Source organism: Haemophilus sp. HMSC61B11, from assembly GCF_001838615.1.
Taxonomy (GTDB): Bacteria; Pseudomonadota; Gammaproteobacteria; order Enterobacterales; family Pasteurellaceae; genus Haemophilus_D; species Haemophilus_D parainfluenzae_AD.
Genome location: NZ_KV838003.1, coordinates 1 through 22,089, shown reverse-complemented (window position 1 = coordinate 22,089; position 22,089 = coordinate 1). Strand labels below are relative to the sequence as shown.

Genomic DNA, 22,089 nt, shown 5'->3' with positions numbered 1-22,089 from the left:
GCATTTTTTTATTCGATTAGAAGAACTTAAAGGTGAATATTACCATCATAAATATGAGTCGCATCGCCAGTCATATAAAGCGGTGAGCCTATGCCTTCCCATTCAATAAGCAAGCTACCACCAGGTAGATCAACTTGCACTTTATTATCTAGTAAACCTTGCATCATTCCTACTGCCGCTGCTGCACAAGCCCCACTGCCACAAGCTTGTGTTTCACCTGCACCACGCTCATATACACGCAACTTAATATGGTTACGATTAACGACTTGCATAAATCCAGCGTTTACCCTTTCCGGAAAACGTTCGTGACTTTCTAAGAGTGGACCTAACTCTGCTACATTGGCCGTTTCAATATCGTCCACTTGAACAACACAATGGGGATTACCCATTGATACCGCACCGCAAAGCACCGTTTGAATATCGGTTCGCAGAATATAGTTTTTTTCAAATTTGTTTGCAGTAAAAGGAATTTTATTGGGTTCCCAAATCGGCTCGCCCATATTGACACGAATTTGCCCATTTTCTTTTACCGTTAAAACCATCTTTCCTTTTTGCGTGCTTACTGCAATATCCTTTTTATTAGTCAGCCCTTTTAAGGTTACAAAACGTGCAAAACATCTTGCCCCGTTTCCACATTGCGATACTTCGCTGCCATCCGCATTAAAAATACGGTAATGGAAATCCAAATCCGGATCATAAGGTGGCTCAACAATTAAAAGCTGATCAAAACCAATGCCACGATGACGATCGGCTAAGCGCTTAATAGTTTCAGGGGTAAAATAGGCATTTTGTGTCACAGCATCAACAACAACAAAGTCATTGCCAAGGCCATGCATTTTGGAAAACTGCATGTTTCCTTCCTTGATTTGAAAACTTTTTGGCATTATAGAGAGCAATAAGCCGAATGGCAAATAGCCACAATAAACAAAGTGCGGTCAAAAAACACTTTATTTTCTCACCGCACTTTCATCATTACATCCAAGCGTTATTGCGAATGATCCCTACAGCAATACCTTCAATTTCAAAATGAGGCTGTTCCTCAAGATTCACCACAATCGGTTGGAACTCTTCATTTTCTGCATGCAGATAAATAACAGAACCTTTACGTTCTAAGCGTTTTACTGTGACTTCATCTTCAATTCGAGCAACAACAATCTGTCCATTACGCACATCTTTTGTGCTATGAACCGCAAGAAGATCACCATCTAAAATGCCGATGTCTTTCATGGATTGACCATATACTTTTAATAAAAAATCAGCTTGGGGTTTAAACATATTGGCATCAACACGATAAGTACCTTCAATATGTTGCTCCGCCAAAATCGGCTCCCCTGCAGCTACGCGACCAATTAGCGGTAAGCCTTCTTCCTCCTCATCATTTGCACTGTCATCAATAATGCGAATACCGCGAGAAGCCCCCGCAACAATTTCAATTGCACCTTTACGAGCAAGCGCTTTTAAGTGTTCTTCCGCCGCATTAGGGGATTTAAAGCCTAATTCACGAGAAATTTCTGCACGAGTTGGCGGCATACCCGTGGTTTCTAAATGTCGTTTTAAGAGTTCCAGCACTTCTTGTTGTCTGGCAGTTAATGGTCTCATATACACTCCTGTTACTTTATACAGAATAACTGTTAGTATATACAGAAAGGTGATGATTGCAACAACTATTTTCTAGCAATAAAAGTGCGGTCAATTTTTCTCGTGTTTTTAAATGATCATAAGAAATCTCAAATGTAAATTTTTAGAATTTGACTGGTCGAATGTGTTAAAATGCCTGACAATACCTAGAAGTGTCTAACAAAAAGAGAATATTAATTATGTCTGGCATCGTAAGTACTTATCGTAAATTATTAGAATTACCGCTTTCGGTTTTAGTAAAAAATAATCCTATTCCCGCTCAACCCATCGAAGAGCTTCAACTCAATATTAACCAACCCATTCTTTACGTTTTACCTTATACCTCTCAAACTGACTTCGTGATTTTCCGTCGGAACTGTTTGAGCGTAGGTTTACCTGATCCGGCTGAAAAAAATGTGATTGATGGCGTGGCATTACCACGTTATGTCTATTTAGACGAAGGTCGTCGTTTTTTTAAATCAAAAGGCGCAAAAGATGAAACGGTCAAGGTGTTCAATAAGTACTTAGAATTACATCGTGATATTGCTGATTTAGATGTGCAACTGATCCCGGTTTCTGTGCTTTGGGGGCGTTCGCCTGGTAAAGAAGATAAAGCAAGCTTACCAAATCTGCGTCTATTGAATGGCATTCAAAAAACCTTTGCTGCAATTTGGTTTGGGCGTGATACCTTTGTACGTTTTTCTCAAGCGCTCTCTTTGCGTTACATGGTAAATGAGCATGGTTCAGATGAAAAAATCGCACAAAAACTTGCTCGTGTGGCTAAAATACACTTTGCTAAACAACGTATTTCGGCAACAGGCCCCCGCCTACCAAACCGCGAAGCAATGTTTAATAAACTCTTAAATTCCCAAGCGATTCAAAATGCGATTGAAGATGAGGCAAAATCAAAAAATATCAGCCGTGAAAAAGCCTATGCTGAAGCTGAAAAAATTCTTCATGAAATCGCTGCAGATGTTAGCCATTCAAGCCTTCGGGTAGCTGATCGTTTCTTGCGTTGGTTATGGAACAAACTCTATTCAGGTATTAATGTACAAAATGCCGACCGTGTGCGTAAACTGGCACTAGAAGGACATGAAATTGTTTATGTGCCTTGTCACCGTAGTCACATTGACTATTTATTACTTTCTTATGTGCTCTATCACCAAGGTCTTGTACCGCCACATATTGCAGCAGGGATTAACTTAAACTTTTGGCCTGCGGGACCTTTATTCCGTAGCTGGGGAGCATTCTTTATTCGCCGCACCTTTAAAGGCAATCGCCTTTACTCTGCGATTTTCCGTGAATATTTAGGGGAATTATTCCACCGCGGTTATTCTGTCGAATACTTTATTGAAGGAGGCCGTTCTCGTACTGGTCGCTTGCTCGCACCGAAAACTGGCATGATGTCGATGACACTACAAGCGCTTCAACATAATCAAACGCGTCCAATTTCTATAGTGCCAGTATATATCGGTTATGAGCACGTATTAGAAGTAGATACTTATGCGAAAGAATTACGTGGCGCGGCAAAAGAAAAAGAAAATGCAGGCTTAGTTTTACGTGTGATTAAAAAATTGCGCAATTTAGGCCAAGGTTTTGTGAATTTTGGTGAGCCAATCACACTGTCAAATTACCTTAGCCACCATTATCCTGAATGGAAAGAACAACATCATGAAGATAAACCGCTGTGGTTTAACCAAGCAGTGGGTTCTATTTCTAATCAAGTGATGATAAACATCAACAAATCGGCAGCTGTCAATGGGATGAATTTAGTGGGGACAGCACTCCTATCTTCTCGTCAGCGTGCACTTTCTCATGAACAGTTATTAGAACAACTCTCTAGTTATCAAGAGATGTTAAAGAATGTCCCGTATTCTACTGATGTGGTGCTTCCAACTGATACACCAAAAGCGATGCTTGATCACGTATTAAGCTTAGATCGTGTTGGCGTGTTAGTTGAAAAAGATAACTTTGGGGAAATTATTCGTTTAGAACGTAATTCTGCTGTTCTCATGACGTATTACCGAAATAATATTCAACACTTATTTGTGTTACCTTCACTTGTTGCGAGTATCGTTTTACATTATGAAGCAATCCAAAAAGATTTATTATTGGATGCGGTACGTAAAATTTATCCATTCTTAAAAGGTGAACTCTTCCTTCATTTCAATGAAGAAGAATTAAATACACAAATTAAAGCCGTTATTGATGAATTTGCGCGTCAAGACGTTATCCAAGCCAATGATAATTTCTTATCTATCCACCGCTCTAAAGTGCGTATTTTACAACTTTGGTCTGCCGGTATGCGTGAAATATTACAACGTTACTACATCACTGTGAGTATTTTACGTAAAGATCCTGGAATTGCTCGTGGCTTATTAGAAAAAGAAAGCCAATTAGTGGCACAGCGTCTTTCTGTATTACACGGTATTAACGCACCAGAGTTCTTTGATAAAGCTGTCTTCTCGGCCTTCATTGCTAACTTAAAAGAAGAAGGTTATTTCGATGATGACAAAGAAAAATTACACGAACTTGCTACAATCTTAGAGCATTTGATTTCTAGCGAAGTTTGCTTAACGATTAACAGTGCTGCAGACAAAGCAGATGACGTTGAGATTGAAGTTGAAGAAGAGGACAAATCAAATAAAGATGAATAATCTTTATTGACATAAGAAAAGGGCGTGTTGGATATCCAACACGCCCTTTTCTTTATTTGATTAATTCAACCAGAAATAATATCCAATTGTCGCGATAACTAATATACACACAATATTTAAGATAAATCCAGCTTTAACCATATCACTTTGACGAACCTCACCTGTACCAAATACGATGGCATTTGGTGGTGTTGCCACCGGTAACATAAAGGCACAAGAGGCACCTAAACCGATGATTAAAGCAAGACCAATTTCCGGCATACCGAGAGATTGCGCGATAGAAATAAAGATTGGTACTAATAACGCGGCGCTAGCGGTATTGGAAGTAAATTCAGTTAAGAAAATAATGAAGGTTGCAACCAATAAACCAATGAGGTAGTAATGTTGTCCTTGAACCAAGAATACAATACCATCAGCTAACACTTTACTTGCACCGGAATCTTTCAACACCGCACTTAAAGTTAAACCACCACCGAAAAGCATCAACACACCCCAGTCTGTGCTTTCTTGGATTTGTTTCCAATTTGCCACACCCGTTGAACAAATGATGACTGCAGCAAGTAATGCGACCACACTATCAAAACTACCGATATTTTTAGCAAGACCAAATATACCTGAAATGATTGGATTAATATAACTACTAAATACCCAACAAAGTGCAATCACAGCAAAAATCACAAGCGTTAACACACGTTGTCCATTCATTTCAATACGTTCAAAATTTTGCTCAAAATGCAAATGAAGTTTTGGTTTAAACACAATGAAAAGTGTACCAATCATTAACGGCATCAAAATGAGCATAATTGGTAAGCCATACCATAACCAATCTGAGAAGGTTAAATGTAAGTTACTTGCAACGATAGCATTTGGTGGACTACCCACTAATGTCCCCATACCACCAATACTCGCACTGTACGCAATCCCTAATAAGACGAAAACATAAGTATTATGTTCTTTTTCTTTATCAAGTTTGCTTAAGATCCCCATGGCTAAAGGCAACATCATGGCTGCTGTTGCCGTGTTACTCATCCACATGGAAAGAAAAGCAGTAATAGAGAAGAGATACATAATAGCAACAAATAAATTACCACGCGCCATTGCCATGATTTTATTGGCAATCATTTTATCTAGCTTTTGTATGTGCAAAGCTGTTGCTAAAGCAAATCCACCAAAGAATAAGAAAATAGTTGGATCAGCAAAAGCAACTAAAGCTTGTTTCGTCGACACTAAATCAAGTGCAATCGCAATCAATGGTACCAATAACGCAGTAACTGTTACATGTAATGCTTCAGTTAACCAAAGGATCGCCACAAAGGCTAATAGTGCTAAACCAGCATTTTCCTTAGGTGCGAAAGGTAAAGACTTTAATAAAATGAAAAAACATGCTATTGCCAGCAGAAAAATAATACCACTTTTATAATTTTTTGTTGTGTTTGTTTCGTTCATGAGTCCCTCCAAACTGATTACAAATGAACTATTTTTGATGTTAAATGAATGTTACAAACTTTCAACTAACAAATGTTTAAAATGTGATCTTGTTCAAAAAAATTTTAACAAAAAAAGTGCGGTTATTTCTAACCACACTTTAAAAAGTGTTAATAATTTCAAAACTATTCTTCTTCAAAATCACCTAAATCTAATGCTTCTTGTGAAAGAATAATACCCGTTAAATCAGCGTAAATATAATCTTCAGGGAAGAACGTCACGCCACCAAAATTCACAGGAAGATCACTTTCACCATGATTATTTTCATCTGCACCAACTGGAATTGGGGCAAGCGCATGAATACCAATATCAATATTTTCAAGTTGTTGAATTTGACGCACTGCACCATAAACAATAATGCCCGCCCAGTCATTATCTGCGGCAAGTTGTGCAAGCTCAGCATCAATTAAAGCACGGCGTACTGCACCACCACCATCTACGACAAGTACTCTGCCTTCACCATTTTCTTCAAGGAGCTCGGCAATTAATCCATTATTTTCAAAACATTTTACTGTCGTCACTTTGCCATAGAAATTGCTGACACCACCAAAGCTAGAAAAAATGGGCTCAACCACATCTACTTGATCCGCATAAATATCACAAAGTTCTGAAGTATCGATATACATAATGTTACCTCTTGTCGTTAAAATTTTTTCTCTAGTATAAGCCGATTTAGCCGATAAGCAAGCCTAAACTAAACAAGATATTGATAAATAAAGAAATCATTGACATCTGTGCCAACATCGGACGCAACACTGTAGGCTCTTTACTGCGATAAACAAATAAGGCATGTTTTAATAACAATGGAAATGCCAACAAAAATAAGAAATGCCAAGGACTAAATGCTGTTGATGTCGCAAATAGCACATAACATAAAGCCGCAATGCTTAATAACACACAGTGATAAATACGTCCCTTCTTCGGGCCAATACGTACCACCAAGGTGTTTTTTCCTACTTTCGCATCTTGCTCAATATCTCGTAAGTTATTGATATTTAAAACAGCTGTTGCCAATAAACCTGAACCTAACGCAGGTAAAGTAATTAAGCTATCAATGCTATGAGTTTGGAGATAATAAGTTCCACCTACACCTAATAGTCCAAAAAAGAGCAACACTGACAGATCACCTAAACCTAAATAACCATAAGGTTTAGCCCCTACGGTATAAGTAATGGCAGCAATAATGGCAAGAATACCTAAACCTGCAAAGGCCAATAAATCTGTGAGACTTTGATATGCGATACCAATTAAGAATGCACCTGAGAAAAATGAACCCACTGCCATTAAAATTAAGCCCCATTTAAGCTCATTCGCGGAAATTGCACCTTGCTGAATACCACGTAAAGGCCCAATACGTTCTTCGGTATCTGACCCTTTTTGATGATCGCCGTAATCGTTAGCAAAGTTGGAAAGTACTTGCAATAAAATGGTGGTGAGCAAGCAAAGTAACATCACGGTCAGATTAAAACTTTCTTTATCAGCCCAATATGCCAACGCTGAGCCAGTAAAAATAGAAGCTAATGCCAAAGGCAAGGTTTTTGGGCGAGCGGTTTCCCACCACATTTTCAATTTATGATTTGTCATTTTTTTTGACCGCACTTTTGATTACAATAAAGGGCGTATTCTACACGGAAATTGCCTTTTTATGAATGATTTAACACTGACGCTTCACCCAATTGCGGTGATTCACACGCCTTACAAAGAAAAATTCTCGGTGCCACGACAGCCAGATTTAGTACAGGATGGCATTGGCATCGTGGAACTGCTCCCTCCGTATAATTCACCAGAGGCTGTGCGAGGATTAGAGCAATTTAGCCATCTTTGGCTTATTTTCCAATTTGACAAAGTACCCCATGGAAAATGGCAATCCACTGTTCGCCCCCCTCGTTTAGGCGGCAATCAACGTGTCGGCGTATTTGCCTCTCGCGCCACACATCGCCCAAATCCGCTTGGCTTATCCAAAGTAGAATTACGCCAAGTGGAATGTATTCATGGCCGTGTTTTTCTGCATTTGGGATCCGTGGATCTTGTCGATGGCACACCTATTTTTGATATTAAGCCTTATATTGCCTATGCTGATAGCGAACCGGAGGCAAAATCAAGTTTTGCACAAGAAAAACCACCGGCAAAATTAAACGTAGAATTTACAGAAATTGCCCAAAGTGCGGTTGAAAAATATCACAAAAACCGACCGCACTTAGCAAGATTCATTACGGAAGTGATCGCACAAGATCCCCGCCCGGCTTATCAACAAGGCAAAGAAACCGATCGCATTTATGGTATTAGTCTATACGAATTTAATATTAAATGGCGTATTAAAGCAGGGACAACAGATTGTGTCGAAATTCTGGATATCCAAAAATTAAAAGAACAAAAAAGCTGACTTTCGTCAGCTTTCTTTTTATCGCTTTAATTCTGTCTAATCCGGCAATGCATTCAGTACAGCTTTGACAAGCGTAGCCAATGGAATCGCGAAGAATACGCCCCAGAATCCCCATAATCCGCCGAAAATCAGCACCGAAATAATGATCACCAAAGGGTGCAAATTAACGACTTCAGAGAATAAGTATGGCACTAGTAAGTTTCCATCTAGAAGTTGACTCACCGCAAAGGCCACAATCAAATACCAAAACGTTGGAGAAATGCCAAACTGGAACATGGCAACTAAAGCGACGGGAATCGTCACTAATACCGCGCCGATATAAGGCACTAATACAGATAACCCAACGGCAACAGAAAGCAACAGCGGATAATTTAAACCAAAGCTTAAAAAGATGATATAAGTCACCACGCCAACAATCAAAATCTCCAACAACTTGCCATGAATATAATTCGCAATTTGTTGCTGCATTTCATTCCATACTTTAGAGGCCAAAAGCCGGTTTTTAGGTAAAAATCGGCTTACACCCGCAAGAAGTTCGCTTTTATCTTTCAGCATAAAGAACATCATTAATGGCACTAAAAATGCATAAATACCAAGTGATACAAGGTTCATTAATGAGGTAATCGACAATTTCACCGCAGATTCACCAAAGCCCAAAATCTTTGCACGAGCAGCACTAAAAAAGGTGTCAATCATGGTGTAGTCAATGAGTTCAGGATAATGCTCAGGAAGGGCTAACAACCATTCATGTAATTTATTGAACATGGCAGGCAAATCGCTTAATAAGGAAATGGTTTGATTCCATAGTGTTGGCACAAGCCCAAGGAAAATTAATAACGCCAAGGTTAGAAAGCCACCAAAAATAATTAACGTGGCGAGCATTCGAGGAAACTTTAATTTTTTCGTCAGAAAGTTAATCGGCATTTCCAATAAATATGCTAATACAATGGCAATCAGCAACGGGGCGATTAAATCACTAAAGAAATAAATCGCAATAAAGCCAAACAACAAAATGGCAAGTAGCCCCATCGCCTGCGGATCGCTTAAGCGGCGGCTATACCAATTTTTTAGCATTTCTAACATAAAGTCTTCCTAAACAAGTATTTTTTGTCATTATAAGTTAAAATTTAAATCAATCCTATATCCACTCATTCAACATAAAATAGAAGGAAACGTTATGTCTGTGACGATTTATCATAATCCGCGTTGCTCAAAAAGCCGTGAAACCTTAGCTTTATTAGAAGAAAAAGGCATTCAACCAACGATTGAACTTTATTTGCAACAACACTACTCTGTTGAAGCATTGCTGCAACTGGCTAATAAATTAGGACTAGATGATGTCAGAAAAATGATGCGTACCAAAGATGAGCTTTATCAATCATTAGGATTAGATAATCCTGCATTAACTAATGATGATTTATTAAAAGCCATCAGTGAAAATTCAGCCTTATTAGAACGTCCGATTGTGGTAAAAGGTGAAAAAGCTAAAATTGGACGACCGCCTGAAAGCGTACTCGCCATTTTGTAATTCTATTCATTTTCGCTATAATGACTTGCCGTGAAGCACTTCACGGCAATTTTTTAGAGGTAAATATGACGAAAAAAACAAAAAGTGCGGTTGAAAATCAACCCATTTATCAACACTCCAAAGGAATCGTAAAAGATAATGCTGTTATGGCACTATTACACGACAGATTATTCCGCCAACGCATTGAGAAAAAACGTAAAGGCAAAGGCAGTTACCAACGCAAAGCAAAATATGCGAGCAATTGGTTTGAAAAGCCCGATGATAAAGTTTTTTATTTCAGAAATTTTATCATCGGGTTTTTCGTTTCAATTTCAGTATAAAAAATAGCAAACAGAGGAAGTCTATATGTCAATCCAAACAGAAGTTTTATTTAACAATACTTGGAATGTCCGTATCAGTGATCCAGGTGAAGAGGGTGCTCAAAGCCATTTTTTTGAAACCATTTATCTCACACTTACGGCTTATTTTGAAGGCGAAAATGTGCGTTATGAATTTGTTCGTAAAGTAGAAGATCAAGTAAAAATCAAACGCTCATTTACGGAATTAGGTGAGTTATTCAAATTCTTAGGGGATTATTTGGATCCTGTTTCTCTTGGTAACCTAGGCGTAAAAATTGGTCACTTAGGCGTGAAAGCCGAATAAATCTTTTCCAATAAAAAAGTGCGGTAAAATTGAACCGCACTTTTTATTTCTCAACTCATATTATTGTGCAAGCAATACACTTAATGCTGAATACAAGGATTGAGCCGCTTCATTTGGTAGTGTCTTGCCGTCTTCATCAGTGATCACAACCGCACTTTGTTTACCCACTGCGGAAATTTGCATTCGGTAAACACCTTTTTCTAGATTAGGCGGATTCACACCTAAACGTAACCACTCTTGTTTATCTAATGGTTTATATTTCAATTCGCGATAACCACGACCAGCTGATTCAGATGTTGCGTTAAAGCCTAATTTCGGTAAAGTTGAACCTAAACGTTGCCATGCTTGGCCAAAACTTGCATCCATACCTAATGCCATTCTACCATTCGCATCAGTAATTAAACCTGATTGGAAAGGCCCCGCTGAGGCGTTATTTAGATCTTGTTGTTGCTTGTTATAAGCGCTGGTTAGAGCAGAAACAAAGCGATTTAAACGATCAGATGCATAGCGCTGTTTATCTGCTTGATTTGGCGTATAAATCACACCATCACGACGCATTTGCTCGACAGAAACAGCTAACGCACTCGCATCTTGTGCAGTAACTTGTTCAACTTTATAACGGATCTCTGTATTGGCTTTATCATCTGCACGGCCAGTTAGTGCCCAATCACTAATTAATACTGCACCATTTAAAGTTGAATTCGTGCCTTCTTCTTTCAATAAACGCTCAACTTGCTTGAGATTATAAAGCTCTGCTTGTGTATCCGTATAAACAATCAATGCACGTTCACCATCAAATTGTGTTAAAGAATTTTTAATAATCGCTAATGGGGTTGAAGGTGGGCGAATATCTACTCGCTCTTTTTTTCCATTAAGTTGAGGAAGCTCATAAGTCGGATCGGCTTGTGGCAATGTTACACCACCACTCGCTAAAGGAGAAAATCTCGGTGTTTCACGATCAGCGTTCTGATAAGTATCGTTAGCCGTCTGCATTTTTTCTACGCTGTTTGAACACGCTGATAACAATGCTGCCGAGACCAAAGTGAATACAATCTTTTTCATTCCTTAATCCTTCTAATAAAAATAATGACCGCTCTTTGACAAATAAAAAAGTTGAAAGTTTAAAGGGCTGTAAAAACAACCCTTTAATTCATTAAATTAAGCCAGCAATTTTTAATGCTTCTTCGACTTTGACTTGCGCACTTTCGCTTAACACGGTAAGTGGTAAACGTAAGTGTGGAGTCTTAATTAAACCTAAACGATACGCCGCCCATTTAACCGGGATTGGGTTTGACTCAATAAATAAATCTTTATGTAAAGGCATTAAACGGGAATTAATTTCTTCCGCTTTCGCAAAATCACCCGCTAATGCATAACGACACATTTCGGCCATATCTTTTGCTGCAAGGTTATTTGTCACAGAAATAACACCCTCTGCGCCTAATTTAATAGCATCTAACCCTGTGGCATCATCACCACTTAATACAATGAAATCCTTACCGGCTAATTCTTTAATAGCCGTAATACGAGTTAAATCACCTGTTGCTTCTTTAATCCCCACAATATTATCAATTTGTGATAAACGAGCCACTGTTTCCGGTCTCATATCACTACCGGTACGACCCGGCACATTATAAAGAAGTTGTGGTAAATCCGTACATTCGGCAATCGCTTTAAAATGTTGGAACATGCCTTCTTGAGTAGGTTTATTGTAGTAAGGCACTACAGATAAACAACCGGCCACACCACTATCACGTAATAATTTTGTCATCACGATAGCTTCGCTTGTTGCATTTGCGCCAGTGCCCGCGATAATTGGGATGCGACCTTTTGCTAATTCAACTGTCTTTTCTATCACTTTCACATTTTCTTCAATGCTTAATGTTGCAGATTCTCCTGTTGTGCCTACCGATACAATAGAATTAGTACCCGCATTGATATGAAACTCGATAAGTTTTTCTAATGTTTCAAAATCAATATTCCCGTGGTTATCCATCGGGGTTACTAAAGCAACAATACTGCCTGAAAATAAAGGTTTTTGCGTAGTCATAAGTACTCCATTCACATCTATTCTGCATTTAATAATAATATTTGAAAATACTCAGTTATAATCGCTAAAATAGTCTGAATTTACAAATCATTTTTCACATTTTTAAGGATTTTTTATGAAAAAATTACAAGTGGGTGATTTAGCTCCGCAATTCACACTCTTAAATCAAGACAATCAACCTATTTCACTCATCGATTTCAAAGGTAAAAAAATCCTCGTGTATTTTTACCCAAAAGCATTAACGCCGGGCTGTACAACTCAAGCCTGTGGTTTACGTGATGCTAAAAATGAGTTAGCAAAATTAGGTGTCGTCATTTTAGGCATAAGTACAGATGCGCCCAAAAAACTAGCTCAATTTGTAGAGAAAAAAGCACTCAATTTCACCTTACTTTCTGATGAAAATCACCAAGTTGCAGAACAGTTTGGCGTGTGGGGAGAAAAGAAATTCATGGGACGCACCTATGATGGCATTCATCGTATTAGTTTTCTCATTGATGAACAAGGTAAAATTCTGCACGTTTTTGATAAATTCAAAACAGGTGAACATCATCAAGTTGTCCTAGATTACTTACATTCTCTTTAAAATACCGCTCAAACAACCGCACTTCTCTGATTTATCTCAAAGTGCGGTCAAAAAATCGTTCATTTTGCTAATTTATATTTACGCTCTATTTTCCATTTGGTAGAATTTCCAATCTAATTGAAATTCATTCTCAATTAATTTTGAGTTTTTATTAAACATTCAAGGACTATCAAATGCTACAACTTTTTGAGTTTTTACAACAATATAGTGATTATGTGATTATTGGACTTCTACTTGTTATGAGTGTAATCATGCTTGCAGCCGTGATTGAGCGTTTTATCTTTTTAAAGCGTGTGGACGTAGCAAAATATTCCAATATTCACGCACTTGAAATTGATTTAAATCGCAATATGACCGTGATCTCCACTGTCGGTGCTAACGCACCTTATGTTGGTCTATTAGGTACGGTAATTGGAATTTTATTAACTTTCTTCCAAATTGGTCATGGTGATGGCGAAGTCGACGCTGGCGCGATTATGATGCACCTTTCTCTTGCATTAAAAGCAACCGCACTTGGTATTTTAGTCGCTATTCCGTCTATGATGTTCTATAACGGCTTAGGTCGTAAAGTGGAAGTTAACCGATTAAAATGGAAAGTATTAAACACTCAAAAAGATAAGGAATAATCGTGAAAAAATTTGATGAAATCAACATTATTCCTTTCATCGACATTATGTTGGTGTTATTAGCGATAGTGTTGGTCACCGCATCCTTTATTTCCCAAGGGAAAATTAAGGTAAATGTGCCCAAAGCGAGTTCAACAGTCGCATTCAAGTCAGATGAATTAACAAAATTATTAACGGTTACAGCTGATAAGCAACTTTATTTTAATGATAAGCCTATTTCACAAGAAGCGCTTGAAAAAGAAATTATGGGTTGGAATAAAGATCAAAAAGTAACGTTAAAAATTGATGCTGAAGCTTCCTTCCAAGATTTCGTAACCATTACCGATATGTTATCGAAAAATGAAATCAAAAATGTCGTTATTGTATCTATGAAAGATAAAGGCGCTCCAAGCAAAACAACTCAAGCAAATGAATCAAAAAATACGCCTGAAGTAGGTGGAGTTGCAAGCGGAGGCGTTGGAGTAGGACGTAGTCAATGAACAGCCAACAAACCAAACGATCATTATTAGGTTTGCTTATTTCCTTATTGATTCATGGTAGCATCCTTGGTGCGTTATTTTGGAACTGGCATACGCCACATGAAGCAGCAAGCGATGCACCAGGTGAAATATCCACGACGATTTCAATGGAAATGATTCAAGGAATGCGAGTGGAAGAACCTACTCCAGAACCGGAACCTGAACCTCAACAGGTGGAACCAGAGCCTGAAAAACAGGACATCGTTGAGGATCCAACGAAAAAACCAGAGCCTGAAAAGAAAAAAGAACCTGAGAAAAAGCCAGAAAAACCAATAGAAAAGCCGAAACCAAAACCGAAAGAGAAGCCAAAAGAAAAGCCTAAAAATGAGGTAAAAACAGAGAAACCGGTAGAAATGCCGAAGAGCTTACCGATTGGCGATAAGAATATTAATTCAACGGCTACGGCAAATTCTAAAGCAACGACTACAGGTCAACCTGGTACAAATGGCGTTCAAGGTGGCTCTGGTGCCAATACAGATGAACATAATGCCTATCGTGCGGCTATTCGACGTGAAATTGAACGGCATAAACGCTATCCAGCACGCGCAAAAATGATGCGTAAACAAGGTGTTGTGAGCGTGAGTTTTAGCGTTAGTTCAGATGGTTCGTTGTCAGGAGAACGTGTGACTAACTCCTCTGGCGATGAAAGCCTAGATAATGCAGCACTTGAGGCTGTGAGAAGTGCGAGACCAGTTGGTCCAAAACCCGCAGGATTTGCCTCTTCAGTCAGTGTACCAATTAGCTTCACCATTCAATAGGTAAATAAAAAGGCGAACAATAATGTTCGCCTTTCTTTTTGCTAAGCTTAATTAGCCCATACCGTATTTTTTCAATTTCTTACGCAATGTACCACGGTTAATACCGAGCATATTTGCCGCACGGGTTTGGTTACCGCGGGTGTATTGCATAATCATATCTAACATCGGGTGTTCAACTTCCGCTAATACTAATTCGTAAAGATCATTCACATCTTGACCATCTAATTGTGATAAGTAATTGCGTAAAGCTTGTTTTACTGAATCACGTAATGGTTTGTTTGTTACTTGTGATTGAGAGTTTAAAACTGAAACGGTTAACGCTTCAGACGGACTACGTTGTTGTTCTAACATTTTTCTTTATCCAAAATTGAATTTAAAAAATCTTCCAGCACAATTAACTGCTCTTTCGGTTCATTAATTGCGTTAAAAGTCTGTCTAAAAACGGAATCGGGTTGAATTCCCTGTAAATACCAAGCCACGTGTTTGCGAGCTATTCGATAGCCTTTTTGTTCACCATAGAACTGATGAAGTTCTTGAATATGACGCAAAATATGACCGCACTTTTCACGTAAACTTGGTGTTTGAATTATCGTATCATGTTCTACTAGTGCTTCCACCGCTTGGAAAAGCCATGGATTGCCTAGTGCGGCACGACCGATCATTATTGCATCGGCACCTGTGTACTCAAGTACCTTTTTCGCTTTCGAGGCAGAATCAATATCACCATTCGCAATAACAGGAATTGAAATTGATTGTTTGACTGCTCGAATATTGTCGTATTCCGCTTCCCCTTCAAATAAGCATTCTTTCGTCCGCCCGTGAATGGTTAAAGCTTGAATACCAGATTGTTCTGCAATTTTGCCGATTTGCACACAGTTTCGGTTTGCCTTATCCCAACCTGTGCGAATTTTTAACGTCACAGGCACATCAACGGCATTCACCACTTCTTTTAAAATTTCCTCCACTAAATCGGGAAATTGAAGCAGTGCAGAGCCCGCTAATTTTCGATTTACTTTCTTTGCGGGACAGCCCATATTGATGTCGATAATTTCAGCACCATAGGCTACATTAATTGCTGCAGCTTGGGCCATTTCTAAAGGATCAGAGCCTGCGATTTGCACCGCATTTAATCCTAATTCTTCACTATGTGCTAAACGAAGTTTCGATTTCTCTGTATGCCAAACTTGTGGATTAGTGGACATCATCTCTGAAAACGTTAATCCCGCACCGTAATGGGCACATAAACGTCGAAAAGGTTGATCCGTAATACCTGCCATGGGTGCCAATAAAATACGATTTTTTAATTCATAAGAACCAATTCGCATTTTATGTTATCCCCAATTACAAATCCTATCTCCAATAAGTCAGGCTACAGTAGCAACCGACAAGGGGTGCTATATTACGCATTTTTCTTTTTTTTGCAAAGTGAAATTTGTTCAAAAAATGCACTTTTTTTAATTGACAAAAAGAAATTAAACCGATTTTAATTTACCTGTAATTCGGCACCATTCCTCTTTCACCGCAACAGGATCTAAATCAAAGGATTGTGTATAAGCATCGCATACCGATTGTGCTTGCGTTTCTAAAATGCCGGATAATCCAAGATCCCCACCCTCTTTCACTAATTGAGAAATAATCGGGTAAAGTTCTTTTAATGGACCTGCAAGAATATTCGCCACAACGACATCCGCTTTTAAATCTGCAGGTTTATCATCGGATAAGAAAAGTTGCAGACGATCCGCCACACCATTTTGTTCTGCATTATTACGGCTGGCGAGAATCGCTTGTGGATCGATATCAATACCAATCGCATTTTTTGCGCCTAATTTAAGGGCCGCAATAGCAAGAATCCCTGAACCGCAACCAAAATCGATGACGGTTTTGCCTGTTAAATCCAAACCATCTAACCACTCTAAACAAAGTGCGGTTGTCGGGTGGGTGCCTGTCCCGAAAGCTAAGCCAGGATCAAGCATTACATTAACCGCATTTTGATCCGGCACTTCACGCCAGCTTGGGCAAATCCATAAACGTTTGCCAAATTGCATTGGGTGGAAGTTATCCATCCATTCACGTTCCCAGTCTTTATCCTCGATTTGCTCGATTTTGTAAGCGGTATTTTCATCTAAATGATGCGCTTGTTTAAGCAGACTCACAATTTCACTCATATCTGTTTCTGCATCAAACAATGCGATCACATCGGTGTTTCCCCACAAACGTGTTTCGCCCGGAAGGGGCTCAAAAATCGGCGTATCTTGACTATCCATAAATGTCACCGAAACTGAGCCAATTTCTTCTAAAAAGTCGCTAATTTTCTCAGCTTTTTCATTTGTACTATTTAAGCGAATTTGAATCCACGCCATCTTTTTTTCCTTTTAATTAATTTCTTTATGTAACCATCTCGGTAATAAACTTACGCCTAGAGCTGAAACCACAATAATGATAATCCCAAGCGCTGAAACGAGTGAAACGTCCTCATTGAGCAGTAATACTGCCAAAAAGACACCAAAAATCGGCTCAAGTGCGGTCAAAATTCCCGAGATTTTTGCATCCACTGAATTTAAGCCTTTATTCCATAACCAAAAGGCAAACCAACTGCATGCTACGCCAAGATAAATCAAACCGAAGAAACCAAGCCAGTTAAAATGGATATCCCAGTTTTCAGTCAGTAATAAAGTAAATGGCAACATAGTGATGGTTGCTAACACAATCGAAATGGATGTGTAAGCTTGGGCTGAAACCGTTGCCACCACTTTTTTTGTCCAACGCAAGCAACAAGCAAACACAATACTTGCCGCCACCACTAAGGAACAGCCTAATAAACTAATTTCACTTGAGCCTTCATTACCCTGTCCACCTAAAATTAAAATAGCAACCCCTAAAAAAGCAAAAGCGCCACACAACCAATGGTACCATTTTGCACGATCTTGAAAGAAAAAATGTCCAATAAAAATCACACATAACGGCTCTAGTCCAATCATGGTCGTTGCGCTCGCCGCGCTCGTATATTTTAAGCCAATAAATTGCAGCAAAAAGGTGGCAGTATAATTAAAAAAACCTAACCACCAAAGCTGTTTTCGCATAGGTTTAGACACGCCTTTCCAACGACGAAAAAAGAGTGGCATCACAATAATCGCCGCCATGAATAAACGGGCTTGGATCATTAAAATAGTATCCATCATTGTGAAGGTGTATTTAGCGGCAACAAAGGCACTACTCCAAATAAACAATGCTAGAATTTGGTAAATCATAAAGTGCGGTCCATTTTTACTGGTTTTTGGCGCCGAATTGGTTACCTAAAATGAAAGCAATCAAACCAAATACAAGTGCGGGTACAATGGCATTAAAACCAAATAATTTAATACCAAATTGAGTCAATAACACAAAACTACTCAATCCCACCACCATAGAGCTTATTGCACCAGCAGCATTTGCTTTATCCCAATAAATGCCTAATACGATCACCCAAAGGAATGCAGCTTCTAATCCCCCAAAAGCAAACAAATTCAACCAAATAATCATATCTGGTGGATTCAGTGCCGCGAGAATTAACAACGCCGATAAAATCAGTGTAATGACTGATGAAATACGGCTAATTCGTTTTTCATTCTTCGCCGCTTCAGGTTTGCTCGCTAAATATAAGTCTTTCACAAAGATTGAAGAGGATTGAATGAGTTGCGCATCAACCGTAGACATAATCGCTGACATCGGCGCGGCTAAGAAAATCCCAGCAACAATGGGCGGAAGCACTTCCAACATTAAGGTTGGGATGACTTTGTCTGATACCGTTAGATCAGGCACAACGGCTCGTCCTAAAGCACCCGCCAAATGCATTCCGAACATAATGACTGAAAGGACAATCGTACCAATGAGCATGCCTCGATGTAAGGCTTTACTATCTTTAAAAGCCATACAACGCACGGCTGTATGTGGCAAACCAACCACACCAAAACAGACTAAGATCCAAAAGGATGCCATAAATTGAAAATCAAGCATATCATTCGGACCGTAAGGACTTACTAAACTCGGATCAATTTCAGTTAATTTATTGACCGCACTTTCCACGCCACCGAGATGGTAAACAACCCCAACTAATAGCACGATTGTACCCAAAATCATTACTGTACCTTGAATCGTATCGGTTAACACGACTGCTCGGAAACCACCAATAAACGTATAAATACCAACCGTTAAGGCAAAAATAAGTAAGGCATGAGTATAAGGAATACCTATCGTGGTTTCGAGCAATCTTGCCCCCCCAATAAATTGCACAACCATGGCGGCAAAGAAGGCGAGCAACAATGCTAGACTGGAAATCCAAACGAGATATTTATTTTTATAACGATAGAGAAAGAGATCATTGATGGTAAGCGCATTGGTTTCGCGAGAAAGTAATGCAAACTTTTTGCCTAATGCGCCTAAGGCTAACCAAACAGCCGGTACTTGGATCATGGCGAGTAATACCCAACCTAGCCCATATTTATAAGCAGCCCCTGGTCCACCAACAAAAGAACTGGCACTGGCATAAGTGGAAGCAGTTGTCATCGCAAGCACAAAGCCCGTCATGGAGCGATTTCCCACATAATACTCCGTAAGGAAATCACCTTTACTGCGTTTAACATAAGCAAATAATGCCGCGCCAAAGATGAAAACTAAGTAGATAACTAAGGGGAGAATAATACCTAAATTCATTATTTATTCTCCTTTGACTCAACGTCTAGTGGAATATCTAAAAAGACAATTTTGACAATCCAATACCCAATGATTACAAACAAAATGGGTAAATAAATGCAGGATAATTCAAACCACAACGGAAACCCTATCGGCCCAGACGAGTTTTTTGGTAGATAAGCACAAACACACCACCCAATCACGTAAAGAATGGCTAACCCTAATGCCCAGCGCGCCTCCTTGGTAGCTTGTTTATATCGTTGTGATAAATCCATTATTAACTCCTTTTGGTTAGAAAGTTGTGCCCATTTCTAGAAAAATACGATTTTTATCATAACTATAAAATGGATGATTACTTGAAACTCGTTGATAAGACCATGTAATTTTAGGCGTGATTCCCCAAAAGTAAAGATCACGATGCCATAATGTTACTGCTGATTGATATTCATTATTTTTTTGACGAATATTAAATAAATCAGCACCTTTGTAAGTTCTATGCGCATAGGCAAGGGAAACTCGAGTTGAAATACCCCAGCCCCACTCTTGCCCCCAACCTAAACGCAGATTTTTACGTTGATAAGCATTGTCTTCGTCGCGTGTATTTTCACGATTATAATCAGCGCCTACAAACCAAAATTGACCACTCTTAGGAAAATAAGATAACGTATTCGACCAAAGATAGTTATTCCCATTCAAATGTTTACGAGTGGTATAACGCTGTTCACCATACTCAAGTGCGGTTGAAATTTGCCACTTTTCACTCAACCAATAAGTTAAATCTAAACGAGCACCTGAATTTTTCGAATACTGTTTCATTGACTCGTTACCTGATGCGCCACCAGCATACCATCGTCTTTCTGTAAATGGCATCAATGAAATCTCAAAACGTGCTGTTTGATAACCTACTCCAGCACCGACTCTACCATTAAATTCATTATATTTTTTATTATCCCAGTAATATTTTCCTCTTCCCTCAATAGAAAATTGAGCGAAATAATTATGGGATAATGACCATTTTTTCTCTGCTTCTGCAAAATAAGAAAAACCTGTTGCACTTTCGCGCTCCCAGGCATTCCAATTTCCAATGCGAGTGCCTGCTTTTGGTGCATTGTTAATATTACTTTCATTCAAGAAACTCAAACCACCTCGAAACTTCCACTGTTCTCGGCGGTTAAGTGCTGAAAGATATTGGTCGATCATGGCGATAGACTCAGGTGAAACTTGTTCAGCTCTCAGTTTTTGGAATTGATCTTTAGCAGCCTCATTATCATTGTTTAAAAAGAGAGCTTGTGCTAACTGATAACGTAACGGTAGAATGGTCGAATCTTGAGAAAATAGCGTACGATAACGAGTTACCGCCTCCGAAAAACGCCTTTCTTCGCGAGCATTAATCGCATTCGCCCATTCAAGTAAAAATGGATCTTGTTTAGACAAGTTTTGATACAACGGCAATAATAGTTGAACGGCTTCACCGTTATTTTGCAACACTGCAGGAATCAATCCACGTACGATTAAATCAGGATGTTTTGCCAATTCTTCTTTCGTCATAGAAAGTGTATGTTTATCATCATGTTTTTCTGAAATTTGTGGCTTTTGAGTGGATAAGTCAGGTTTCACAAGCTGAAGCTGATCATCAAACCGCTCATCCCGAGGTTGAGGAGACTTCTCTGCAGCAAAAGAGAAAGAACTCAGCAATAAAGACGAGCTTAAGAATAAAACAAGTTTAGATTGTGGAATCATTTTTATTCCCATAAAGAAAATAAAGCAAGCACGAAGCTTGCTTTAAATAATAATGAAATAGAATTTTTTATTGTGCTTTTGCACCGTAGGCTCCAACCCAAGAATTATCTTTAGCTTTTACCATTCCACCTAGTTCTTTAGCTCCATCCCCATAAAACTTGCCCTCTGATACAGCTTCTGAAACAAAAGAGGAGGATTTTGCAGTACCGTAAAATTTATTGCCTGAAATATCGGCATTAATGTCAACTTTGACGTTATTAAATTTACTTTCCCCAGATTCAACATCATATTTCGGACTATCAACGTTTAAACTTCCTGATAATTTTTTGTCACCAAAATTAACCTTAAATTCAGAGGTGCCTTTTCTATAACTACCAAATACGTGATTCCCTTTATCAGCCATTATACTTTCACCTTTGTAAGTAACTTCTCCTGATTCTGGCACACTGTTTGAAGGATTTCCATTATAAAAAAGAATATCATCTTGCCCAAATGAATGACTTGCAATTGCACCAAAGCGAACATCTGTGTATTTTCCACAACAAATATGTGGAGCTAAATTCAGCTCCTCGATAAAAGCACCTTCTTTTGTCCAATCTTGACTTGATTCAAATTTAAAATCAATAGGGATATTTTTGCCATCAACATTGATACTAGCAAAATTATTAGTAGCAATGAGCTCCTGTTCATTTTTAATTGTATTAATATTTCCCGCAATATTTCCCTCATCTCCTGTTTTTATAGAAAATGCTAAACCAGTATTAGTTGGCAAACGTTCAGGCATTCCAAGAGTTGTCTGTTCAATTGGTTTGGATTCCTCAGTTGGTTTGGATT

The 22,089-nt window shown here is 38.8% G+C and carries 25 protein-coding genes; 9 read left to right on the top strand and 16 right to left on the bottom strand.

Annotated elements, in window-relative coordinates; genetic code table 11:
* Nucleotides 1-26: 26 nt before the first annotated feature.
* Together dapF and lexA are read right to left on the bottom strand one after the other, a co-directional pair.
* Nucleotides 27-851 carry a diaminopimelate epimerase gene (dapF, locus tag HMPREF3263_RS09215; protein ID WP_005699829.1) on the bottom strand — a complete coding sequence of 275 codons (825 nt, stop codon included), beginning with the start codon at nucleotides 849-851 and terminating at the stop codon, nucleotides 27-29.
* A 121-nt stretch (nucleotides 852-972) separates the two neighbouring features.
* Nucleotides 973-1,599 (bottom strand): transcriptional repressor LexA, encoded by a 627-nt coding sequence (lexA, locus tag HMPREF3263_RS09210; protein WP_005698192.1) that lies wholly within the window; start codon nucleotides 1,597-1,599, stop codon nucleotides 973-975.
* Nucleotides 1,600-1,817: 218 nt separating this feature from the next.
* On the opposite strand from lexA, the gene plsB reads away from it, so the two are divergent.
* Nucleotides 1,818-4,274, top strand: a complete 2,457-nt coding sequence (gene plsB, locus HMPREF3263_RS09205) for a glycerol-3-phosphate 1-O-acyltransferase PlsB (protein WP_005698189.1) — start codon at nucleotides 1,818-1,820, stop codon at nucleotides 4,272-4,274.
* Between the two features lie 60 nt (nucleotides 4,275-4,334).
* Here plsB and HMPREF3263_RS09200 read toward each other — a convergent pair whose 3' ends face one another.
* The 3 genes from HMPREF3263_RS09200 to HMPREF3263_RS09190 all read right to left on the bottom strand — a co-directional run bounded on the left by HMPREF3263_RS09200 (nucleotide 4,335) and on the right by HMPREF3263_RS09190 (nucleotide 7,343).
* A complete protein-coding gene (locus HMPREF3263_RS09200; RefSeq protein ID WP_005699662.1) occupies nucleotides 4,335-5,720 on the bottom strand; it encodes a DASS family sodium-coupled anion symporter in 1,386 nt (461 codons plus the stop codon).
* Between the two features lie 164 nt (nucleotides 5,721-5,884).
* On the bottom strand, nucleotides 5,885-6,385 hold the full coding sequence (gene rraA / locus HMPREF3263_RS09195; RefSeq protein WP_005699653.1) for a ribonuclease E activity regulator RraA: 501 nt from the start codon (nucleotides 6,383-6,385) through the stop codon (nucleotides 5,885-5,887).
* Nucleotides 6,386-6,431: 46 nt separating this feature from the next.
* Nucleotides 6,432-7,343, bottom strand: coding sequence for a 1,4-dihydroxy-2-naphthoate polyprenyltransferase (locus HMPREF3263_RS09190; RefSeq protein WP_005699654.1), 912 nt, complete (start codon nucleotides 7,341-7,343; stop codon nucleotides 6,432-6,434).
* A 61-nt stretch (nucleotides 7,344-7,404) separates the two neighbouring features.
* On the opposite strand from HMPREF3263_RS09190, the gene tsaA reads away from it, so the two are divergent.
* On the top strand, nucleotides 7,405-8,142 hold the full coding sequence (gene tsaA / locus HMPREF3263_RS09185) for a tRNA (N6-threonylcarbamoyladenosine(37)-N6)-methyltransferase TrmO (RefSeq protein WP_005696892.1): 738 nt from the start codon (nucleotides 7,405-7,407) through the stop codon (nucleotides 8,140-8,142).
* A 36-nt stretch (nucleotides 8,143-8,178) separates the two neighbouring features.
* Here the strand turns inward: tsaA and HMPREF3263_RS09180 are convergent, their stop codons facing one another.
* Nucleotides 8,179-9,225, bottom strand: coding sequence for an AI-2E family transporter (locus HMPREF3263_RS09180; protein WP_005699665.1), 1,047 nt, complete (start codon nucleotides 9,223-9,225; stop codon nucleotides 8,179-8,181).
* A 94-nt stretch (nucleotides 9,226-9,319) separates the two neighbouring features.
* On the opposite strand from HMPREF3263_RS09180, the gene arsC reads away from it, so the two are divergent.
* The 3 genes from arsC (at nucleotide 9,320) to HMPREF3263_RS09165 (ending at nucleotide 10,312) form a co-directional block, all read left to right on the top strand.
* Entirely contained in the window at nucleotides 9,320-9,670 is a 351-nt protein-coding gene (gene arsC, locus HMPREF3263_RS09175) for an arsenate reductase (glutaredoxin) (protein WP_005699663.1), read from the top strand.
* Nucleotides 9,671-9,735: 65 nt separating this feature from the next.
* A complete protein-coding gene (locus HMPREF3263_RS09170) occupies nucleotides 9,736-9,990 on the top strand; it encodes an alternative ribosome-rescue factor A (RefSeq protein WP_032827381.1) in 255 nt (84 codons plus the stop codon).
* A 25-nt stretch (nucleotides 9,991-10,015) separates the two neighbouring features.
* Nucleotides 10,016-10,312 (top strand): DUF5377 family protein, encoded by a 297-nt coding sequence (locus HMPREF3263_RS09165; protein ID WP_005699678.1) that lies wholly within the window; start codon nucleotides 10,016-10,018, stop codon nucleotides 10,310-10,312.
* 60 nt (nucleotides 10,313-10,372) lie between these two features.
* Here HMPREF3263_RS09165 and bamC read toward each other — a convergent pair whose 3' ends face one another.
* Together bamC and dapA are read right to left on the bottom strand one after the other, a co-directional pair.
* Nucleotides 10,373-11,374, bottom strand: coding sequence for an outer membrane protein assembly factor BamC (gene bamC / locus HMPREF3263_RS09160; RefSeq protein WP_005699661.1), 1,002 nt, complete (start codon nucleotides 11,372-11,374; stop codon nucleotides 10,373-10,375).
* A 91-nt stretch (nucleotides 11,375-11,465) separates the two neighbouring features.
* Nucleotides 11,466-12,362 carry a 4-hydroxy-tetrahydrodipicolinate synthase gene (dapA, locus tag HMPREF3263_RS09155; protein ID WP_005699670.1) on the bottom strand — a complete coding sequence of 299 codons (897 nt, stop codon included), beginning with the start codon at nucleotides 12,360-12,362 and terminating at the stop codon, nucleotides 11,466-11,468.
* 115 nt (nucleotides 12,363-12,477) lie between these two features.
* Between dapA and bcp the strand changes: the two genes are divergently transcribed.
* The 4 genes from bcp to HMPREF3263_RS09135 all read left to right on the top strand — a co-directional run bounded on the left by bcp (nucleotide 12,478) and on the right by HMPREF3263_RS09135 (nucleotide 14,847).
* Nucleotides 12,478-12,945 (top strand): thioredoxin-dependent thiol peroxidase, encoded by a 468-nt coding sequence (gene bcp, locus HMPREF3263_RS09150; RefSeq protein ID WP_005699664.1) that lies wholly within the window; start codon nucleotides 12,478-12,480, stop codon nucleotides 12,943-12,945.
* A 173-nt stretch (nucleotides 12,946-13,118) separates the two neighbouring features.
* On the top strand, nucleotides 13,119-13,571 hold the full coding sequence (exbB, locus tag HMPREF3263_RS09145) for a TonB-system energizer ExbB (RefSeq protein ID WP_005699652.1): 453 nt from the start codon (nucleotides 13,119-13,121) through the stop codon (nucleotides 13,569-13,571).
* A gap of 2 nt (nucleotides 13,572-13,573) precedes the next feature.
* Nucleotides 13,574-14,050 carry a TonB system transport protein ExbD gene (gene exbD / locus HMPREF3263_RS09140; RefSeq protein WP_005699658.1) on the top strand — a complete coding sequence of 159 codons (477 nt, stop codon included), beginning with the start codon at nucleotides 13,574-13,576 and terminating at the stop codon, nucleotides 14,048-14,050.
* Nucleotides 14,047-14,847, top strand: coding sequence for an energy transducer TonB family protein (locus tag HMPREF3263_RS09135; RefSeq protein WP_005699673.1), 801 nt, complete (start codon nucleotides 14,047-14,049; stop codon nucleotides 14,845-14,847). Before exbD ends, HMPREF3263_RS09135 begins: the two co-directional genes overlap by 4 nt.
* Before the next feature lie 51 nt (nucleotides 14,848-14,898).
* Here HMPREF3263_RS09135 and fis read toward each other — a convergent pair whose 3' ends face one another.
* From fis to HMPREF3263_RS09095, 8 genes are all read right to left on the bottom strand, one after another.
* Nucleotides 14,899-15,198: a DNA-binding transcriptional regulator Fis gene (fis, locus tag HMPREF3263_RS09130; protein WP_005696908.1), complete on the bottom strand. Its 300-nt coding sequence runs from the start codon at nucleotides 15,196-15,198 to the stop codon at nucleotides 14,899-14,901.
* The gene (gene dusB, locus HMPREF3263_RS09125; protein WP_005699674.1) at nucleotides 15,192-16,172 is read right to left on the bottom strand and encodes a tRNA dihydrouridine synthase DusB; all 981 of its coding nucleotides are present in this window, start codon (nucleotides 16,170-16,172) and stop codon (nucleotides 15,192-15,194) included. The genes fis and dusB overlap by 7 nt, the downstream gene beginning before the upstream one ends.
* Nucleotides 16,173-16,319: 147 nt before the next feature.
* The gene (gene prmA / locus HMPREF3263_RS09120) at nucleotides 16,320-17,207 is read right to left on the bottom strand and encodes a 50S ribosomal protein L11 methyltransferase (protein WP_005699676.1); all 888 of its coding nucleotides are present in this window, start codon (nucleotides 17,205-17,207) and stop codon (nucleotides 16,320-16,322) included.
* Nucleotides 17,208-17,219: 12 nt separating this feature from the next.
* Entirely contained in the window at nucleotides 17,220-18,095 is an 876-nt protein-coding gene (locus tag HMPREF3263_RS09115; RefSeq protein WP_005698339.1) for a DMT family transporter, read from the bottom strand.
* Between the two features lie 16 nt (nucleotides 18,096-18,111).
* Nucleotides 18,112-19,536 carry a sodium/pantothenate symporter gene (gene panF, locus HMPREF3263_RS09110; RefSeq protein WP_005698342.1) on the bottom strand — a complete coding sequence of 475 codons (1,425 nt, stop codon included), beginning with the start codon at nucleotides 19,534-19,536 and terminating at the stop codon, nucleotides 18,112-18,114.
* Entirely contained in the window at nucleotides 19,536-19,790 is a 255-nt protein-coding gene (locus tag HMPREF3263_RS09105) for a YhdT family protein (RefSeq protein ID WP_032804076.1), read from the bottom strand. Before HMPREF3263_RS09105 ends, panF begins: the two co-directional genes overlap by 1 nt.
* A 16-nt stretch (nucleotides 19,791-19,806) precedes the next feature.
* Nucleotides 19,807-21,255 carry a surface lipoprotein assembly modifier gene (locus HMPREF3263_RS09100; RefSeq protein ID WP_005698340.1) on the bottom strand — a complete coding sequence of 483 codons (1,449 nt, stop codon included), beginning with the start codon at nucleotides 21,253-21,255 and terminating at the stop codon, nucleotides 19,807-19,809.
* Between the two features lie 67 nt (nucleotides 21,256-21,322).
* The coding region (locus tag HMPREF3263_RS09095) for a Slam-dependent surface lipoprotein (protein ID WP_070853236.1) at nucleotides 21,323-22,089 on the bottom strand (767 nt) is incomplete at its 5' end.

Excerpts from the sequence above, each read along its gene's own strand:
- HMPREF3263_RS09105 (WP_032804076.1), bottom strand. The coding sequence starts at position 19,790 with ATGGATTTATCACAACGATATAAACAAGCTACCAAGGAGGCGCGCTGG.
- HMPREF3263_RS09100 (WP_005698340.1), bottom strand. The coding sequence starts at position 21,255 with ATGATTCCACAATCTAAACTTGTTTTATTCTTAAGCTCGTCTTTATTG.
- HMPREF3263_RS09190 (WP_005699654.1), bottom strand. The coding sequence starts at position 7,343 with ATGACAAATCATAAATTGAAAATGTGGTGGGAAACCGCTCGCCCAAAA.
- rraA (WP_005699653.1), bottom strand. The coding sequence starts at position 6,385 with ATGTATATCGATACTTCAGAACTTTGTGATATTTATGCGGATCAAGTA.
- dapF (WP_005699829.1), bottom strand. The coding sequence starts at position 851 with ATGCAGTTTTCCAAAATGCATGGCCTTGGCAATGACTTTGTTGTTGTT.
- arsC (WP_005699663.1), top strand. The coding sequence starts at position 9,320 with ATGTCTGTGACGATTTATCATAATCCGCGTTGCTCAAAAAGCCGTGAA.
- panF (WP_005698342.1), bottom strand. The coding sequence starts at position 19,536 with ATGAATTTAGGTATTATTCTCCCCTTAGTTATCTACTTAGTTTTCATC.
- exbB (WP_005699652.1), top strand. The coding sequence starts at position 13,119 with ATGCTACAACTTTTTGAGTTTTTACAACAATATAGTGATTATGTGATT.
- HMPREF3263_RS09180 (WP_005699665.1), bottom strand. The coding sequence starts at position 9,225 with ATGTTAGAAATGCTAAAAAATTGGTATAGCCGCCGCTTAAGCGATCCG.
- HMPREF3263_RS09170 (WP_032827381.1), top strand. The coding sequence starts at position 9,736 with ATGACGAAAAAAACAAAAAGTGCGGTTGAAAATCAACCCATTTATCAA.
- HMPREF3263_RS09165 (WP_005699678.1), top strand. The coding sequence starts at position 10,016 with ATGTCAATCCAAACAGAAGTTTTATTTAACAATACTTGGAATGTCCGT.
- HMPREF3263_RS09115 (WP_005698339.1), bottom strand. The coding sequence starts at position 18,095 with ATGATTTACCAAATTCTAGCATTGTTTATTTGGAGTAGTGCCTTTGTT.
- fis (WP_005696908.1), bottom strand. The coding sequence starts at position 15,198 with ATGTTAGAACAACAACGTAGTCCGTCTGAAGCGTTAACCGTTTCAGTT.
- prmA (WP_005699676.1), bottom strand. The coding sequence starts at position 17,207 with ATGGCGTGGATTCAAATTCGCTTAAATAGTACAAATGAAAAAGCTGAG.
- HMPREF3263_RS09200 (WP_005699662.1), bottom strand. The coding sequence starts at position 5,720 with ATGAACGAAACAAACACAACAAAAAATTATAAAAGTGGTATTATTTTT.
- HMPREF3263_RS09135 (WP_005699673.1), top strand. The coding sequence starts at position 14,047 with ATGAACAGCCAACAAACCAAACGATCATTATTAGGTTTGCTTATTTCC.
- dapA (WP_005699670.1), bottom strand. The coding sequence starts at position 12,362 with ATGACTACGCAAAAACCTTTATTTTCAGGCAGTATTGTTGCTTTAGTA.
- dusB (WP_005699674.1), bottom strand. The coding sequence starts at position 16,172 with ATGCGAATTGGTTCTTATGAATTAAAAAATCGTATTTTATTGGCACCC.
- bcp (WP_005699664.1), top strand. The coding sequence starts at position 12,478 with ATGAAAAAATTACAAGTGGGTGATTTAGCTCCGCAATTCACACTCTTA.
- plsB (WP_005698189.1), top strand. The coding sequence starts at position 1,818 with ATGTCTGGCATCGTAAGTACTTATCGTAAATTATTAGAATTACCGCTT.
- lexA (WP_005698192.1), bottom strand. The coding sequence starts at position 1,599 with ATGAGACCATTAACTGCCAGACAACAAGAAGTGCTGGAACTCTTAAAA.
- tsaA (WP_005696892.1), top strand. The coding sequence starts at position 7,405 with ATGAATGATTTAACACTGACGCTTCACCCAATTGCGGTGATTCACACG.
- bamC (WP_005699661.1), bottom strand. The coding sequence starts at position 11,374 with ATGAAAAAGATTGTATTCACTTTGGTCTCGGCAGCATTGTTATCAGCG.